Raw genomic sequence first — 16,564 nt, 5'->3', positions numbered from 1 at the left:
GCCCCCGTCACGCCCCCGCCATGGCCGGGGGACGATCCGGTGGCCGGATGGCGACGGCCCCGTCACGCCCCGCATGGGACCGTGGGGCGCAGCTTTCCGTCCGGCGCCCCGACGGGGCACCTGGGAGGTCACCGTCCGATGGCACCGCCGGCACCGCGGAAGTCACCCGCCCCGCGCCCCCGGGCCGCCGCGGGAACCGAACGCCGCCCGGGGCGGGCCCCCGCCGCCCCGGTGCGGGGAACCGTCTCCAACGCCGCCCTGGCCACGGCCTTCACCGCCGGGGCACCGCCCGCGCCCGGACAGGGCACCGCCGGCAACGCGGCGGTCGCCGCCGCCCGGGGCGCCGCGCCCGCACCGCCCGCCCGCCGCCGCCCCGGCCCGCACGCCGACCCCAAGTTCGCCGCGCTCAAGCAGGACGTCACCCGCAAGAAGCGCGCGGTCGCCACCTCCCATCCGCCCGCCCGGACCGAGGCCGCCGCCGCCCAGGCCGCCGCCGTGCCGCCCCGGGACGACACCGTCGCCCAGGGCAAGGCGGCCAACGCGGAACGGATGAACGAGGCCCGGCCCGGCACCTTCGACCGGGACGCCTTCATCCGCGCCGTGGAGAAGGCCATCGCCGACAAGGCGCCCAAGAACCTGGACGAGGCCGACAAGTTCGCCGACTCCGGCAAGGCCGAAGAGGTACAGGCCGAGGTCCAGGGCCAGGTGGGCGCGGGTACGGCGGACTCCGCCGAGCAGATCGCCACCACGACCGCCGACCCGCCCGACACCTCCGCCGCCGTCCCCAAGCCCGTCACCCCCCTGGCCGGGGACCGGCCCCCGCCGCCCCCCGCGGGCCCCGACCCGGCCGGGGCCGTCCCCGACCGGCTGCCCCCCTCGGCGACCGATCTCTCCGCCGGGCCCGCCCGGGTCGGCCGCGACCTCACCGACGCACGGCTCACCGAAAGCCAGCTGCGCCGCGCCAATGAACCCGCCTTCACCCGGGCGCTCCAGCAGAAGAAGACCGCCGAACAGCACTCCGCGAGCGCCCCCCGCCGGATGCGCGCCCATGAGGCCGGGGAGCTGAACACCGCCACCGCCGGTGCCCGGCGCCTCGGCACCGGAGCCATGGCGGGCATGGCCGGCCGCCGTACCCTCGCCGGGCAGCAGATGGGCGCGGGCAAACAGGGCGCGAAGGGCCGCGACGAGGAGAAGCGCACCGAGGTCACCGCCCGGCTCCAGACCGTCTTCGACGCGATGAAGAAGGATGTCGAGTCCATCCTCAAGGAGCTCGACACCAAGGTCGACCGGAGCTTCGGCGACGGCGAGAAGGCCGCCCGTGACGCCTTCACCGCCGAACACCGGCGCCGGATGGACGAGTACAAGGACCGCCGCTACTCAGGGGCCGTCGGCAAACTCCGCTGGGTCAAGGACAAGTTCGTCGGGCTGCCCGCCGAGGCGGACCGGATCTTCGACGACGCCCGCGCCGGATACCTCGCCCGGATGCGACAGGTCATCGGCGACGTCGCCACCCTGATCGCCGATGAGCTGAACCGGGCCAAGCGCCGCATCGCGGAGGGCCGCGGCGAGCTGCGGGCCGAGGTGGAGCGCCTGCCCGCAGGGCTTCGTACGATCGGCCGCGAGGCGGCGGCGGAGTTCACCGACCGCCTCGACGACCTCGCCCGTACGGTCGACGACAAGGGCACCGAACTCGTCGACACCCTCGCCACCAAGTACACCGACGCCCTCAAGAGCGTGGACGACGAGATCGCCGCCGAACGGGAGGCCAACAAGGGCCTGGTCGACAAGGCCGTCGCGGCGGTCAAGGGCGTCATCGAGACCGTCCTCGAACTCAAGCGGCTGCTCCTGGGCGTCCTCGCCAAGGCCGCGACCGCCGTCATGCTCATCCTCAAGGACCCCATCGGCTTCCTCCGCAACCTGGTCTCCGCCGTGGGCGCCGGGCTGAAGCTCTTCCTGCGGAACATCGGCACCCATCTCCAGCGGGGCGTCATCTCCTGGCTGATGGGCCGCGCCACCGAGGCCGGACTCCAGCTCCCCGCGACCTTCGACACCCGGGGCGTGCTGACGATGATCGCCTCACTCCTCGGGCTGACCTGGGCCAATATCCGCTCCCGGCTGGTCCGCAAGGTCCCCGAACGGCTGGTCGCCGCCGCCGAGACGGCCGTCCCCCTCGTCGCCGAGGTGCGCAAGCGGGGTGTCGAGGGCATGTGGGACGAGCTGCGGGCCCGCGTCGGGGATCTGCGCAAGAACCTGCTGGACAAGGTCATCGGCTATGTCACCCCCACGATCGTCACCGCGGGGATCATGTGGATCCTCTCCCTGCTCAACCCGGCGTCCGCCTTTGTCCGCGCGGTCAAACTCATCATCGACGTGGTCACCTTCGTTGTCACCCGCGCACGGCAGATCATCGACTTCGTCAACGCCGTCCTGGACTCCGTGATCGCCATCGCCCGGGGCGCCACCGGAGCCGTCCCCGGCCTGATCGAACGGGCCCTGGCCCGCTCCATCCCGGTCCTCCTCGGCTTCCTCGCCTCGCTCCTCGGTCTCGGAGGCATCGCCAACCGCGTCAAACAGCTGATCGAGGCGGTGGCCCGGCCGGTGAACCGGGCGATCGACTGGGTCATCGACAAGATCGTGGGCCTGGTCCGCCGCCTGGGCGCACGGCTGATGGGCACCCGGGTCGGCCGGGCGACCGTCCGGGCCGGACAGCGCGTCAGGGGTGCGGTGACCGCCGCCCTCACCTGGATCGGCGGGAAGATCGCCGGAAGGACCGTCGCCCGGCCCTTCACCATGGCCGGCGGGGAGCGCCACACCCTGACCGCCCACGCCTCGGACACCGCGCTGCGCATCACCGTCGCCAGCGCCTTCGCGGGCGAGATCCGGGCCGTGATGACCCAGCTGAAGAAGGAGGCGACCGCGATGGCCCCAGGACCCGACAAGAACGCGGCCCTCGCCGCCATCAAGAATGTCGAGACCCACCTCGTCAGGATGACCGACGCACAGAAGAGCTGGCTCGCCAACAAGAGCAAGGTCGAGGCGGCGGTCACCAAGAGGGTCAACAAGCGACAGGCGAGGCTCCAGGCAGATCCGAAGAAGAAGCCCATGACCCAGGCCGAGATGGACGCGCTCGGCAAGAAGTGGCTCGCCGAGAAGGAACAGGCGGTCTACCAGCCGGTCGAGAAGCTGCTCGCCGATCAGATTCCCGCCCTGAGCAAACTGCCCGCGATGAAGCAGTTCGTCGACCCTCCGAAGGAACGGCTGCTGCCGCCCGGCTACCCCGTGCGCACCCGGCTCTATGTCCTGGGCAGTGGCTGGAAGTCGAAGTCCGGGTCCTGGCGGACCGCCCAGAAGAAGGCGGTGGCCCAGGCCGTGGGGGATGCCCTCAAGCTGGCCAAACCCGCCGGCAGGGCCGCGCTCGTCCTGCTCGACGTCGCCTTGCAACTCCCCAAGGACGCACTCCTCCACTTCGACCAGGGCAAGCTCAAGGTCTCCGACATCACCGCCACCGCGTACCACGTCGACCACAAGAAGGCGCTCGCCACGCAGTGGAAGAGTGACGGACACAAGCAGGGTGACGCGGAGCGCCGGGCCCACAATGTCGACCAGACCAACTGGAGGCTCATCACCGCGGCCCACAACACCAAGCTCCAGGCGGGCGGAGACCAGTACGGTCAGCAACGCGAACTCGGAACGTCCTTCACCAGTGAAATCGCCGACGGCGGGGCACCGGGCGCCAAGCGCATCGACGGCCGCCCCTTTGTCGACAAGACAGGGAAGCCGATCGTCTGATGAGACTCACCCAGCCACCCCGACCTCTGCCACTGACCAACCCTTCGCTCGTCACCCGGCTCGCGATAGCCCCCGACGGCACGGATGTGGTCGTCGGACAGTGGGCCACCGACGACGGGCACCCGGCGCTCAGCCGTTGGAGCCTCCCCTCGGGGGTCCCGCTGCTCGGCCCCGGACCCTGCCCCCTGGCGGACGGCGGGGACACCTGCCAGGTCCTGGTCCGCGCGGGGAACGGGACGCTCGCCGTGGCCGGAATCACCCGGAAGCGCCTCTTCCTGCGGGACGGCACCACCGGCCGGTGGACCGAACCCGTCGACGGGGAGGTGGTCTGGGCGTCCGTCACCGGACCCCTCCTCGCCACCGGAGGCGAGCGCGCCCGGATCCTCGATCTGGGGACGGGCCGCACCCTGTGGGAGCAGGACCCCCCGGGCTCCCGTGACCCCGTCCTCTCCCTCCTCTCCCCGCTGACCGCGATCCACCCCGACCGGGCCGCGTTCGCCGTCGGCGGCTCCGGTGAACCGACCGTACGGGTCCACCCCCTGCCCGCCGGTACGCCGCCCACCGTCCTCGACGGGGCACCCGAGCGCCTCCACTGGCTCGGCTACGGGCCCACCGGGGAGTATCTGCTCGCCCTCGATGCCCATGAGCGTTCCGCCGTGCTCTGGCGTACCGGCCGGAACGAGCCGCACTGTCCCGACACCTTCGGCGCCGGCTCCGGGGGCACGCTCTCCGCCGCCTTCCACCCCGACGGCGAACACTGCGTCCTCGGCACCTTCTCCGGCTACCTGCTCGTGCTGCGACTCGGCGACGGTGTCCTGCTCGACGCCCGGCAGTGCCACCGGAGCCGGATCAAGTCCCTCGCCTTCACCCCCGACGGCACCCTGCTGCTGAGCGGAGGCGACGACGGCGCCGCGCTCGTCCACCGGGTCGAGCCCTGAGCGGCGGGCCCGGTCGATACCTCAGGCGTCCTCCGCGAGCAGCTCCGCGTACTGGGCCAGCTCCGACGGGCGCAACAGCCGGGCCTCCCGCTGGAACTGGCGCGCCACCCCCCGGACGACATGCCGCATCGTGATCGTCGAGCCACCGCCGTCCGCCGCCGCCAGGGCCGCGGTACGGGCGGCGGAGGCGATGCCCGCGCCCGTCAGGTCCAGCCGGGCGACGGCGTCGAGGTCCACATCGGGGGCGAGCGGCGCCTCCGGCGGGAAGGCCAGGCGCCAGAGCCGGTGGCGCTCGGGGACGGCGGGGCGGGGGAAGTGCACCACGAAGTGGAACCGCCGGGTGAACGCCGGGTCGATGTTGTCCTTGAGGTTGCTGGTGAGGATCACCAGACCGTCACTGGCCTCCAGCCGCTGGAGCAGATAGCCGACCTCCACATTGGCGTACCGGTCCGTACCCTGCCGGACCTCGCCGCGCTTGCCGAAGACCGCGTCCGCCTCGTCGAACAGCAGCACCGCATGGCTCTCCTCGGCCTGCCGGAACGCCGCCTCCAGATTCTTCTCGGTCTCGCCCACCCACTTGGAGACCAGCTGCGCCAGATCCACCCGCAGCAGTTCGAGCCCGAGCAGACCGGTGACGATCTCGGCGGAGAGCGTCTTGCCGGTCCCGGGCTCCCCGGTGAAGAGCGCCTTCACCCCGCCATGCGCCGAACGCCGGGCGAAGCCCCAGCTCTCCGCCACCCGGGGCCACGCCCGGGAGGCCGAGACGATCTCCTGGAGCTGCCGTGCCTGGGCCCGGGGCAGCACCAGGTCCTCCAGGGTGCGCCGGGGGGTGATCGCCTGGACGGCGCCGCCGCCCCGGCCCCGGGTCACGGTGGCGACCGCGGGCGCCACATGCCCGGCCACCGGCTCCGGACGGCCGTTGCCCGCCAGCCGCGCCCCGGCGTCCGCGACCGAGGCGACCGCGCGCAGCTCACCGGTGCTCATCCGGTAACGGGCCGCCAGATCCTCCAGCAGCTCCCCGTCCAGACCGGGCAGGGCCGCCGACCACATCGCCCGCCGGTCCGGCAGCCCCGGCGACGGGATGGTCAGCTCCGCGTAGGCCCGGCCCGCCAGCAGCCCGGCGGGCCGCCAGGGCCGTACCCCGGTGAGACAGACCGGTGTACGGGAACGCATCAGCACGGCGGCGACCGCGTCGCCCGGCGGCGGGAAGGACGGTCCCGCGCCCGGCTCCGGCTCCGGCCGTCCCTCGCGCAGCACATCGGTGGGGATCCACAGCACCGCGCCCAGCGCCGCCGCCGTACGGACATCCGCCTCCGGGTCGTCCGTCAGCCGCCGCACCGGCCGCCCCGAGGCATGGGCCAGCGCCCGGACCGCGTCCAGCTGACCGCCGGGGGCACACCCCCACAGCCCGGCCAGATCGATGGAGCCGGTGCCCAGCGCATGGCCCAGCCGGGTCAGTGCCCGGGACGAGGGGTACGGGGGGACGCCCTGCGGACCGGTGCCGGGCAGCTCGCCGGGGTCGTGGCCGAGCAGCCCCGCCTCGCCGCCCCAGCCCAGCAGAAAGCCGAACACCCCCGGGCCGGGCAGGAGTTCCTGGGCCAGCTCCACCGGGGCCCGGCCATGGGCCCGGAGCAGACCGTACCGGCGCAGCGGTGCCTCCGGTGACAGCGCCCGGCGCCGCAGCAGCCGTGCGCCCGGGGCCCCGGCGGGGGAGCCGACGGTGATGAGCAGCTCCACGGAGGGCAGCCGCCGCTCCAGACTGTCCACGACATACGCGTAGATCCGCTCGTACCCCTGGTCCAGCTCGGGCGCGAGCGCCAGCAGCAGCAGATCCTGGGCCACCCGGTCCAGCCCGAACCGGGTGGCCAGCGCGTCCAGCGGCAGGACCGCGCCCTCGGCCGCGGCCAGCCGCCGCAGCTCCCGCTCCCCGCCCCCGCCGTCCTCGGCCGGCCCGTGCGGGGCGCTCACCTCCGCCGCCCCGGCCAGCGCGTCCACCTCCTCCAGCAGCACCCCGACCTGATCATCCGTCACGCAGTACGGCACCAGATCCGGCCGCGCCAGCCGCGCCGACAGCGCGGCCCGCTCCGCCACGGCCTCGCGCAGCGCCTCATGCACTCCGGCGAGCCGGATCCGCAGATGTTCCACCGCGTACGCGGTCATGTTCGCCTCCTGGGGTGTGCCGGGCGCCTCTCGCGCGGGCGGAGGGGGAGCCCCTGTTCCATCGGGTCATGGTCCGGTGCGGCCGTGGGGGCGGACCCGTGCGGCGCCGCGCGGTCCGGCGGGCCGGGTCCATCGATGCCTCGCCGTGTGTGCCGGACCCGTCAGGCGGGGGAGCGTCGCGGCCGGCCGGGTGGACCCGCCCCGCCGCAACCCGCGCGGCCGTACGGACCGCGGATCTCCTCCCCCTCCGCGCGGTGGTGCCGGAGGCCGTCCTCCGGTGTTCTCCCCGGTCCTGTCCTGTCCGGTCGGGGGGTGGTGCGCGGGGGCCTTTACGGGTACGGGGGTCATCGGCGGGCGGCGTTCGCGCCGCGTCGCGGTCCGGACGGGGGTCCGGATCCGCCGCCGACCCACCGCGCGGGCCGGGGTACGGCGCACCTCCCGGCGCCGATCCCGCCAGCTGGGAAGGCGGGCCGGCTGACCACGGCCCGACCCGGCCCGCCCGGCTCCCGGCCGGCGGGGTGCCGGGCCCTGTGCGGCGCGGGCCGCCCCGGTGCTCATCGGGTCAGCCGCCGGAGAAGGTCAGGGTGCGTCCGCCGAGCCAGGGGACGTCGCGGACATCCGCCAGCAGACCGCGCCGGAGCAGATCCGCGTGGCGCGCGCCCAGCGGGATCCGGACCCGGACGGTGTCCGGGCCGAAGCGGACGGAGGCGTCCAGGTCGGCGAAGCGGGTCAGGGCCGACACCGGGTCCGGGACCTCCCGTTCCCGCCAGAGGGTCCAGGCGAGCGTGGCGAGTCCCAGCGCCGCCGCCAGGGTCACCGTGCGCTCCAGTTCGCCCCGGGCCTCCAGCGGTACCGCGAGCCGCTCGGTGACCAGCGCCCCGACCAGCTCCACGAGGCGTTCCCCGTACCCGGGCAGGGCCCGGCGGAGCGAGGGGTCCGGCGGGGGGCCGGGGGAGGCCCACAGCGGTGTCCGCCCCGGGATCCGCACCAGCGGGTCCCCGCGCAGCGGCCGGATCGAGGTCAGCGTCCGTACCCCGGCGGCGACGAGGGTGCCCAGCTCACCGGGGGCGGGCGGCTCCCCGCAGACCAGCAGGGGCGGGGCACCGCAGGCGCGCCAGTGCGGCAGCAGACCGGCGGCCCGCGCCGACCAGGCGATGGGGAACAGGCCCTGGGCGTCGACCAGCAGCAGCCCGCCCCCGGCCCCCGCGAGCAGCAGCGGGTCGGCCGGGTCATGGCCCCGGCACACCGCGAGCGCGAGCACCGCGTCGAGGGTGGGGAGGACGGGACGCGCCCGGCGGGCGAAGTCCGTCAGCTCCTCCTCGGGCGGCGGTGCCGCGAGCCCCGCGAAGACCGCCGCCGTCTCCCGGTCCCCGGGCTCCCGCCGCCAGCCGCGCGCGGTGGGGCCCAGCACCTTGTACGCCAGCGCCATGGCGAACAGCGGAGCCTCCGCTTCCAGTTCGGCGGCGGCGAGGGCCGGGCCCACCGCGTCCAGATAGCCGATCCGGGCCAGCGGCCCCACCAGCAGATAGGGCAGGACGGACCGTACCGCCGCCTCGCCGCCCGTCCGCGCGGCGGGCGGGCCGGGTGTACGGGGGACGGGCCGGGCCGGGGGAGCGGGGTGCCCGGGGGCATCCGGCTCCCCGGGTGCGCCCCGGTCCTGCGGTGCCACCGGACCGGCCGCCTCCGCTGCCGTTCCGCTGCCGCTTCCGAGGAGGTCCGCGAGGACCGTGAGGGCGCCCGGCTCCGCGACGGCGGTCAGCGCGGAGCAGAGCCGGACGGACTCCTCCGCGCCCAGCCGCCCGACGGCTCCCCGCAGCAGCGGGACGCCCGCCGCGGCCCCGGGCCCCGCCAGAACGGCGGCGAGCGCCCGCGCGGCACCGTCGGTGTCACCGGCCGCGAGGGCCCCGGCGAAGGCGGTGGCCTCCGCCGGGGCCCCGCCGCCGCCCCGGCCGGTGCCCGCCGCATCCGGGGCACCGGCCGCGGGTTCCGTGGGCGCCGCCGAGGGCACGGCCGGGCCCCGGCGGGCCAGTTCGGCGAGGACCGCTCCGACCGGTTCCCCCGCCCGTCCGCCGGGGAGCAGCGCCCGCAGCCACAGCCGCAGGGTGTCGTCCGGCAACAGTGCCAGCAGGGCGCCCGCTTCACCCCGGGCGGCCAGCTCCTCGAAGAGCGCCCCGGCCACCGGCGGGGACCCGGGACGGTCCACCGCCCCGGACGGCTCCCACGCCGGGGCCCCGGGACCGTCCGCCGGACCGGGGCCGACGGGGACCACCGCCGGCTCCGCGGAGCCGAAGGAGATCTCGACCGGCTGCCCCGGGCCGCCCGCCGCCGGGTGACGGGCCGCCCGGACCGTCACCGTCAGCGGCCCGGTGACCTCCACATCGGGCCCGTCCCCCGCCAGCACCTCGGCGAAATGCTCCGCCAGCAGCTCCGGAAGAGCGTCGATGACCCGGTCCACCAGCGCCTGGGGATCCTCTCCCCAGCTCCAGCCGCCGCGCCGGACGACCGTCACCGTGCACCGCCGTACGGTGATCACGGGCCCGGGGCCCGGGTCGTCAGCTCCTCCCGGTGGAGCCGCCCGGCCCATCCCGCGGCCAGCACCAGCACCCCGTAGGCACCGTCGTCCACCGACAGGGGCAGCGTCAGCGAGGTCCGGCCCTCGCCGATCACCCCCCGTGCCGAAAGGGTCTCCTGCGCGTCCCCGACCAGCGCCACCACCGTGGTGGCCGCCAGCACCGGCTGGGGCAGCCGTACCGTGATCCCGTCATGGGCCAGGGTGATCCCGCCCGTCCAGCGGGTCAGCCGTACCAGGGTGGGCCGCGCCCGCCCCTCGGCCGTCTCGACACCGTAGGAGAGCGGCTCGGCCAGCGCCCCCGGCTCCTCGTCGGCCGCGACCGCGCCCAGCCGGTCGGCGGGGAGCGCGACCGCGAGGGGCAGCGCCCCGGCGACGCCGACGCCCAGCGGCAGCACCCGCCCGGTGAGCGCGGCGACATCCGTCACCGGACCCGCCCCGGTGAGCGACAGCGCGCCCACCACATGGCCGGTCTCCCGCCAGTACAGAGCGGACAGGGTCGTGGGGGAGAGGCTCATGCCCCGTCACCTCCCGCCGCCCGGGCCGCCGGGGCCGTCGCCGGGACCGTCGCCAGGACCAGGAAGTCCACCGCCCCCGGCACATCCGCGAACCGCTCCGGACCCGCCGGGGTGTACAGCCGGATCCGGCAGCGGACCCGGCCGTCGGCGTCCACCTCCGCCGCCACCGGGCAGTACAGCGTCTCCTCCGTGGCCAGCGGTGGCACCCGGGGCGTCAGCCGCACATGCACCACCACCCGCCCGTCGGCGACCTGTTCGGGGGTGACCCCCGAAGGCAGCGGCAGCAGCATCCCGTCGGTCGCCGTCCCCGACGCCACCAGGGTGCTCCCGACCGACATCCGCCCGCTGAAACTGCCCGCGATCGACAGATTCCCGTTGGCCGCCACCGTCATCAGCTCGGTGACCGTGCCCGCGCCCCCGTACAGCCCGAAGACCAGGCTCGGTGGATCCTCGCCGGAGAGGGTCAGGACCGGTTTGCCCTCCTGCGGCTCCCGGCCGGTGCGCAGCGCCAGCGAGCCGGACCGGCTCGACACGGTGTCCGCACGGACCCCGGCACCGCGCGGAGCGACCCCGCGCGCCGTGGTCTCCACCCCGGTGAAGTGCCCGTTCTCCCAGCGGACATAGCCGAGCAGCAGCAGCCAGCGCCGGGGCGGCTCGGCCGGGTCCGCGCCGATCGGCGGCGGCTCCTGCTCCGCGACCGTACGCTCGTCACCGAGCCGCCCGTAGACGATCCGGTACCCCTCCTCCACCCGGGTCCGCCCGGCGGTGACGCCGCAGACATCCGGCCGGGGGTCGGCCGCCGGGGTCAGATCGGCGGCGGTCAGAAAGACCGGATACAGCTCGCCGCCGATCCGGTCGGCGCCGTTGACCTCCTCGAAGTCGCTCTCCCGCAGCACCACCGGGGCGGCGACCACCACCTCCCGCCCGGTGCCGTCGACCGCGATCCCCGGGGCCACGCTCACCTCGACGAACCGGTCGTTGGTGAGCGGGTCGGTACGGGGCCGGGTCACCAGGCCGAGCCCCTCGGCGATGCCCCAGTCGTGCAGCTGCGCCGCATGCCGGGCCGTCTGCCCCCGGGCGTGCGCCACCGCCGCCGACAGATCCGCGGCGGCGAGGATCTGGCCCTCGTGGAACGCGGGGCGCAGCGGGCCCGTCATGAGGTCTCACCGGCCTTCGGCGTCTTCGGGGCCCTGGGCGCGCGCGTCCGCTTCACCGGAGGCTTGACCGGAGGCTTCGCGGGCGGCTGCGGGGACGCCCCCGGGGCCTTCTCCAGCGCCTCCAGCCGGGGCCCGAGCCGTTGCGGCACCCGCTGGGTCACCAGCCGCAGCCCCTCCCGTGCCTCGTCCAGCTCCCGCCGGGTCCCCTCCAGGGCGGACCGCAGCCCCGCCAGGGTCGCCGTCAGCTCGTCCACCCGGGTGCTCAGTTCCGACACCACGGGCTCCGGCGGCGAGAACTGGTCCCGCAGCCCCTTCGGCGGCGTCTCCCCGGGGGCCGGGGTCAGCAGCAGGGCCAGCATCTCCTCCAGCTCCCCGGTCCGTGCCCAGGGGTCCAGCAGCCCGGCCGGATAGGGGCGGTCCACCGGGCCCTCCGGCGGGATCCGCGGCGGTTCGTACCGGGGCACCGGCACACAGCACAGCCGGCGCGCCAGCTCCCTCAGCCGGGGCAGCTTCGGCAGCCACTCGCCGTACGCGGAGCCGCCGGGCAGGACCTGCTCCCGGGTGGCGCCGCAGATCTCCACCACATCGCAGCCCTCCAGCCGGAAGCGGGCCAGCAGCACATCGGTGTCCCCGCACTCCCCGCACGGCGGGCTCAGCGTCGCACAGGCGGCGCCCGTGACGAACCGGCGCACCGCCCAGGTCAGATCGGCCGCCGCGTCCGCGAGCGCCCGCAGCTCCGCCACGGTCGAGGGCAGGGTGCTGCCCGGCGGTGGCGGCGGCAGCGGCGTGGGGACCTCCACCCGGGTGACATCCCCGCGCAGCGCGCAGTCGGTGAGGGCGGCCGTCCGGTCGAAGCGGCCCAGCAGCCACTCCCGTACCAGGGTGAGATCGCCCCGGAACTCCACCCGCAGCGCATGGCTCAGCGGTGTCCCCTGGGCCAGCATCCGCAGCTCCAGGGGGGCGTCCCCGCCGCCCTGCCCCGGCACAAGCCGGGCCCGGGTCTCGGTGACGACCGCCCGCGCCAGGGACCGGCGGGCCGCCTCGGGCCAGACCGCGTCCGTGTCGGTGCCGGTGAGCCGGTCGCACACGGCGCCCAGCACGGTCCGCGCCTCCGCCACCGAGGAGAGATCCGGATGGTCGCGCACCAGACCCTCCTGACCGGCCCGGTCATAGGTGTCGAACCGGGCCACCGACGCCGCCAGCGCCCGGACCCGCTCGGTCAGCTCCCGTGCCTGCTCCGGCGGCGGGGTGCCGCCCGTGGTCCGCTCCCGCAGATAGGCCAGGGACACCGCGTACCGCTGGGCGTCCGCCCCGGTGAGGAGGAAGGGCCGGTTCGGCGCCAGGACCGCGGTGTACAGCGCGTCCAGATACCGGCCCAGCCGCCGGTCCCGCTCCCGGACGGTCTCCGCCGCCGACCGGTCCCCGAGGACCGCGAGCAGCCGGGTGCCCGGGTTGTGGCCGTGGTCCTCGGCGCACTCCGGGCCGACGACGAAGCGGAACCCCTCCCGTACCCGCGAGGGCACACACCCCGGCGAGGGACAGGGCTCCTCGGTCGCGTACGGGGCCACCGGGTCCACCGGCAGCTCCTCGTACCGCACATACAGGCCGTAACGGCGCGCCCCGTCCTCCTCGCACGGCTCGCCGCAGTCCACCCCGAGCGAGGCGATCCGCCGCTCCCGCACCAGGGCCCGCACATCGACCCGCAGCGAGCACGCCAGCACGATGTCGCGGCCCGCGCAGTCCAGCGCGTGCCCGGGGGTCACCGTGACACTGCCGCCGCCGCAGGGGTCACAGGCGACATCCAGGCCCCGGACCACCCCCGGCCCGTACAGCGAACGGTGGTGCAGACGGCTCTTCGCCGTCATGTAGTCGACCAGCAGCCCGAGATCGTCCTCCGTCAGCAGCTGACCGGCGAAGAAGCGGGGCCGGACGAAGGGGGAGGTCCCCAGCGCCCCGGAGCCGTCGGGGACCGTCGCCGTCCCCCCGGCGGGGGCGCCGTCGCAGCCGCAACCGCAACCTGTTCCCATGATCAGCGCTCCTTCACGAAGAACCAGCTCTCGAACGTGTCGCCGCCCGCCCCGGAGCCCGAGGTCCAGGGGCCGACACCGGACGGCGGCAGCACACAGCCGCCCCGTCCCCCACCGCCCGCCGGGTCCGTCCCGTCCGACGAGTCCGCTCCGTCCGCCGCGTCCGCCGCGCCGTCGTGCGGGTGTCCCTCCTCGATCAGCGGCACCTTCCCGCCGACATGGGTCCCGTCGACCGGATGGCAGCAGCGGTCCAGCAGAAAGGCGGTACGGACCGTGATCAGCACCCGGTCGCCGTCCTGGAGGGTCTCGCGGGTGGTCTGCCGGTACCGGAAGGTGTCGGTGAACTCCTCCTCGTCCCCGCAGGGTTCCCGGAAGTCACCGCCCATGTACCAGGTGGAGGCGGAGCGCCCGGCGCCGCCCTCGATCACCTGCATCTCCACCACCCCGGGGCGCAGGGTGTCCACCCGTACCCCGTCGGAGAACCGCACCACCAGCCCGCCGCTCTCGTCCTGGGTGCCCAGCAGCGCGCGGGCCTCCTCGACGCTGTAGGTGTGGCCGTGGATCCAGTTCACCCCGGTGATCACCGTCGGGACCCGGCGGCCGAAGGGGCGCCGGACATCCATCCGGATCTGCTCCGGGCGTACCGGCCGGTGCCAGTTCACCCGGTCGATCCGGGCCAGCCACAGCACCCGGTGCGAGCAGCGCGAGCAGCAGCTGTCGCAGCGCCGGTCGCGGGGCGGCTCACAGCCGGTGACCCGGACCGTCCAGCACTCCTCGGTCCAGCCGAACTCGCAGTCGGGGGCCTCGGCGCAGCCGTCGTTGTAGACCGCCCGGGTGGGCTCGACCGGCCGCTCCGCGTACTCGACGCCGATCCAGACGGTGTCCGTGTCGCGCTCGTCCGGCGGCAGCGCCTTCCAGAGGTCGATGGTGCAGCCGTCCCGGACCACCACCTCGTGGCCGTCGCAGTCCACCGCGAGGCCGGGGGTGATCCGCACCAGCGCCCGGCGCCGGGTACGGTCCGCGCCGTCACCGCCGCCGGAGCTGTCCGCCGTCTCCGCGGTCTCCCCGGCGGCCCCGGGTTCCGCCGCCGGATCCACCCCCGTCTCCACCCCGGTCTCCACCGGGGGAGGGGTGTCCTCGCCGTCCGCGCAGTCGCCGCCCGGGGGCCGCACCGGCCGGACGTGCAGCCCGCACACCACCCCGTACCCCAGCAGACAGCGCATCCGCAGCTTCAGCTTCTCGCGGAGGTAGTCCTGCTCCCGCTGGAAGTCCCGGGCCCCCAGCATCTGGCCGTGGAAGTACCGCAGCCTGCGCAGTGGCGGAGCCTCGAAACCCGCCGCCGATCCGCTCTCGTTCCCGCTCATCGCCCCGTCCTCTCAAGACATCCACGTGTGCACACCGACGGCGGACACGACACCCACACCCACACCGCACCGCGTTCCGCGCGGTCCCGGCCGCAACACCGCGTCACGGTTGAGCCGCGGCGGCCGGGCACCGCCCAGGACCGGCGGCGGCAGCGGGACGAACGCGGTGTCCACCCCGACCGTGGAGCGCGGGCCGACCACGAATCCGCCACCGCCGGTACGGACCGATCCGACCGTGTGGGCGGGCGCCTGACGCCGCACCAGCCGGGCCAGCGCCCGCTCGTCCACCGAGCCCGCGGGCAGCAGCAGCCGGAACCGGAACGCGTGCGCGGTGAGCGGATCGGCGTCCGGGTCGCCGAAGGCGCGCAGCGGTGCCGTGCCCAGGGCCGAACCACCCACCCGGAACCGGCCGGCCGACCGGCCGAACAGCCGTACCGTGCCCAGCCCCTCGCCCCCCGGCGCCCCGGCCGCCCGGATCTGCGCCCAGCGCCGGTCCGCCGCCGACTCGTCGATCACCGGCGCGACCCCGAACACGATGCGGACCGCCTCGCGCAGCGCCCAGGGGGTGCCCCGGCGGCGGTACAGCTCCGGCGCGGCGGCCAGCAGCTCCCGGCGGATCGCGGCGGACCAGCCGGACTCGTAGGCGAGCCCCAGCAGCCCCGCGAGCCAGGGCAGCGCCCGGTCCGGGACCCCGTCGGGGTCCAGCAGGGCGGGCATCCGCTCGATGGTCCGGTCGAGACCGGACAGGGTCGCGTCGAACAGCGACAGGAACCGCTCGGTGAAGTCATCGGCGGCGGGATCCTCCCGGAAGGCGGGCGGCAGAAGATCCGCGCTGGTCACCCGGGGGAAGTCCAGCCGCACCCGGCGGATCACCGGGGTGGCCGAACCATCGCTCGCAAGCCGCAGCCGCAGCCGCAGGAAGCGGCCCGGGGGCTGGTCGACCAGGACATCGGGAAGGCCCGGCGGCATCCGCTGCCAGTCGCTCTCCTCGTACTGGTCGTCCTCGGAGACCACGACCTCCACGGCGACGGAGGTACCCGGTGGCACCGTCGCCTCCACCCGCACCCGGTGCCAGCGGCAGCGCGCGATCCCGCTGTCGATCGGCCGGGTCAGCAGCACCCCCGAGGTCGGGTAGGTGCCGCCCGGGGGCGGCGGGGTGGCACGGGGCGCGCCGCACCAGGTGAAGCAGGAGGTGACGGGGGACTCCGGGCCAGGCTCCCGCAGACAGAAGCCGTCCGCGCCGGCCGACACCAGGGTGCTCGGGGGCAGCGCGGCGGCCAACTCCGCCACGGTGGCGGGGTGGAAGGGGCCACCCCGGCCGCCCCGGTGGAGCCACAGCCGGGACCGGTCCTCGGTGAGCAGCCACACCGTGCCGTCCGGGCCCGCCCGGACGCCGATCACCTCACCGGTGGCCCCGGTGCGCACCGTGCCGCGCGGCCGCCCGTCCGGGCCGTAGCGGCGCAGATCGGTACGGCCCCGGCGGGCGACCAGCAGTTCGCCCCCGGGGGCGAGGGCCGCCCGGCGGGCACCCGGGAGGACGACGACCGAGGTGAGCCGCTCCCCGGCCCGGTCCCACACCAGCACCCGGCCGGGCTCCACCACGGCGATCCGGTTCCCGCGCGCGGCGACCGACACCGGGCGGCGCAGCGGGGACGGGCCGCACTCCGGTGGCCAGACCGGCAGCCAGTCGCCGCAGCCGTCGCGCCGCAACAGCCGCGGGTTCCGCCCCGGGACCAGCAAGTACCAGCTGCCGGGCCGGCACCCGGGGGCCAGCCGCCGGTCCGGGAACCAGGGCAGCAGGCTGCTCCTGGTGGGCCCCTCCGGTACGTCCCGGTGGGCCAGCCGGATCCCCTCGGGGTCGTCGAAGCCGGTGATGTCCCGGGTCCCCGGCACATCCCCGCCGGTGTCGGGGTCCCATCCGATCCACGCGTCGAGCAGCCGAAAGGTCCCGGGCCCCGGTGTGCAGCTCATCCCCGCCCTCCCGCCCCGCCGACCGTCCCCGGCACCCGCCGGAACCCGGCCGCCGCGCCCCCGCACCCGAC

General features: G+C 75.6%; 9 protein-coding genes. 2 read left to right on the top strand and 7 right to left on the bottom strand.

Annotation, left to right across the window (positions count from 1 at the left end; all coding sequences use genetic code 11):
* Nucleotides 1-138: 138 nt before the first annotated feature.
* The gene (locus tag ABT354_RS12875; protein WP_351492656.1) at nucleotides 139-3,789 is read left to right on the top strand and encodes a hypothetical protein; all 3,651 of its coding nucleotides are present in this window, start codon (nucleotides 139-141) and stop codon (nucleotides 3,787-3,789) included.
* On the top strand, nucleotides 3,789-4,727 hold the full coding sequence (locus tag ABT354_RS12870) for a WD40 repeat domain-containing protein (protein WP_351492654.1): 939 nt from the start codon (nucleotides 3,789-3,791) through the stop codon (nucleotides 4,725-4,727). The genes ABT354_RS12875 and ABT354_RS12870 overlap by 1 nt, the downstream gene beginning before the upstream one ends.
* A gap of 21 nt (nucleotides 4,728-4,748) precedes the next feature.
* On the opposite strand, the gene ABT354_RS12865 is transcribed toward ABT354_RS12870, so the two are convergent.
* The 7 genes from ABT354_RS12865 to ABT354_RS12835 all read right to left on the bottom strand — a co-directional run bounded on the left by ABT354_RS12865 (nucleotide 4,749) and on the right by ABT354_RS12835 (nucleotide 16,493).
* Complete coding sequence (locus tag ABT354_RS12865; protein ID WP_351492652.1) at nucleotides 4,749-6,887, bottom strand: ATP-binding protein; 2,139 nt, start codon at nucleotides 6,885-6,887, stop codon at nucleotides 4,749-4,751.
* A gap of 562 nt (nucleotides 6,888-7,449) precedes the next feature.
* Nucleotides 7,450-9,396: a hypothetical protein gene (locus ABT354_RS12860; RefSeq protein WP_351492650.1), complete on the bottom strand. Its 1,947-nt coding sequence runs from the start codon at nucleotides 9,394-9,396 to the stop codon at nucleotides 7,450-7,452.
* A gap of 20 nt (nucleotides 9,397-9,416) precedes the next feature.
* Nucleotides 9,417-9,974 carry a hypothetical protein gene (locus ABT354_RS12855; protein WP_351492648.1) on the bottom strand — a complete coding sequence of 186 codons (558 nt, stop codon included), beginning with the start codon at nucleotides 9,972-9,974 and terminating at the stop codon, nucleotides 9,417-9,419.
* Nucleotides 9,971-11,131, bottom strand: a complete 1,161-nt coding sequence (locus tag ABT354_RS12850) for a hypothetical protein (RefSeq protein ID WP_351492646.1) — start codon at nucleotides 11,129-11,131, stop codon at nucleotides 9,971-9,973. Before ABT354_RS12850 ends, ABT354_RS12855 begins: the two co-directional genes overlap by 4 nt.
* Nucleotides 11,128-13,158, bottom strand: coding sequence for a hypothetical protein (locus tag ABT354_RS12845; protein WP_351492644.1), 2,031 nt, complete (start codon nucleotides 13,156-13,158; stop codon nucleotides 11,128-11,130). The genes ABT354_RS12850 and ABT354_RS12845 overlap by 4 nt, the downstream gene beginning before the upstream one ends.
* A gap of 2 nt (nucleotides 13,159-13,160) precedes the next feature.
* A complete protein-coding gene (locus ABT354_RS12840) occupies nucleotides 13,161-14,522 on the bottom strand; it encodes a hypothetical protein (RefSeq protein WP_351492642.1) in 1,362 nt (453 codons plus the stop codon).
* Nucleotides 14,523-14,534: 12 nt separating this feature from the next.
* Complete coding sequence (locus ABT354_RS12835; RefSeq protein ID WP_351492640.1) at nucleotides 14,535-16,493, bottom strand: phage tail protein; 1,959 nt, start codon at nucleotides 16,491-16,493, stop codon at nucleotides 14,535-14,537.
* Nucleotides 16,494-16,564 lie beyond the last annotated feature (71 nt).

Origin of the sequence: Streptomyces sp. NPDC000594 (genome assembly GCF_040299965.1) — a bacterium.
Taxonomy (GTDB): domain Bacteria; phylum Actinomycetota; class Actinomycetes; order Streptomycetales; family Streptomycetaceae; genus Streptomyces.
This window is presented reverse-complemented; position numbering and strand designations above follow the sequence as displayed.

Excerpts from the sequence above, each read along its gene's own strand:
- ABT354_RS12865 (WP_351492652.1), bottom strand. The coding sequence starts at position 6,887 with ATGACCGCGTACGCGGTGGAACATCTGCGGATCCGGCTCGCCGGAGTG.
- ABT354_RS12850 (WP_351492646.1), bottom strand. The coding sequence starts at position 11,131 with ATGACGGGCCCGCTGCGCCCCGCGTTCCACGAGGGCCAGATCCTCGCC.
- ABT354_RS12870 (WP_351492654.1), top strand. The coding sequence starts at position 3,789 with ATGAGACTCACCCAGCCACCCCGACCTCTGCCACTGACCAACCCTTCG.
- ABT354_RS12835 (WP_351492640.1), bottom strand. The coding sequence starts at position 16,493 with ATGAGCTGCACACCGGGGCCCGGGACCTTTCGGCTGCTCGACGCGTGG.
- ABT354_RS12875 (WP_351492656.1), top strand. The coding sequence starts at position 139 with ATGGCACCGCCGGCACCGCGGAAGTCACCCGCCCCGCGCCCCCGGGCC.
- ABT354_RS12840 (WP_351492642.1), bottom strand. The coding sequence starts at position 14,522 with ATGAGCGGGAACGAGAGCGGATCGGCGGCGGGTTTCGAGGCTCCGCCA.
- ABT354_RS12845 (WP_351492644.1), bottom strand. The coding sequence starts at position 13,158 with ATGGGAACAGGTTGCGGTTGCGGCTGCGACGGCGCCCCCGCCGGGGGG.
- ABT354_RS12855 (WP_351492648.1), bottom strand. The coding sequence starts at position 9,974 with ATGAGCCTCTCCCCCACGACCCTGTCCGCTCTGTACTGGCGGGAGACC.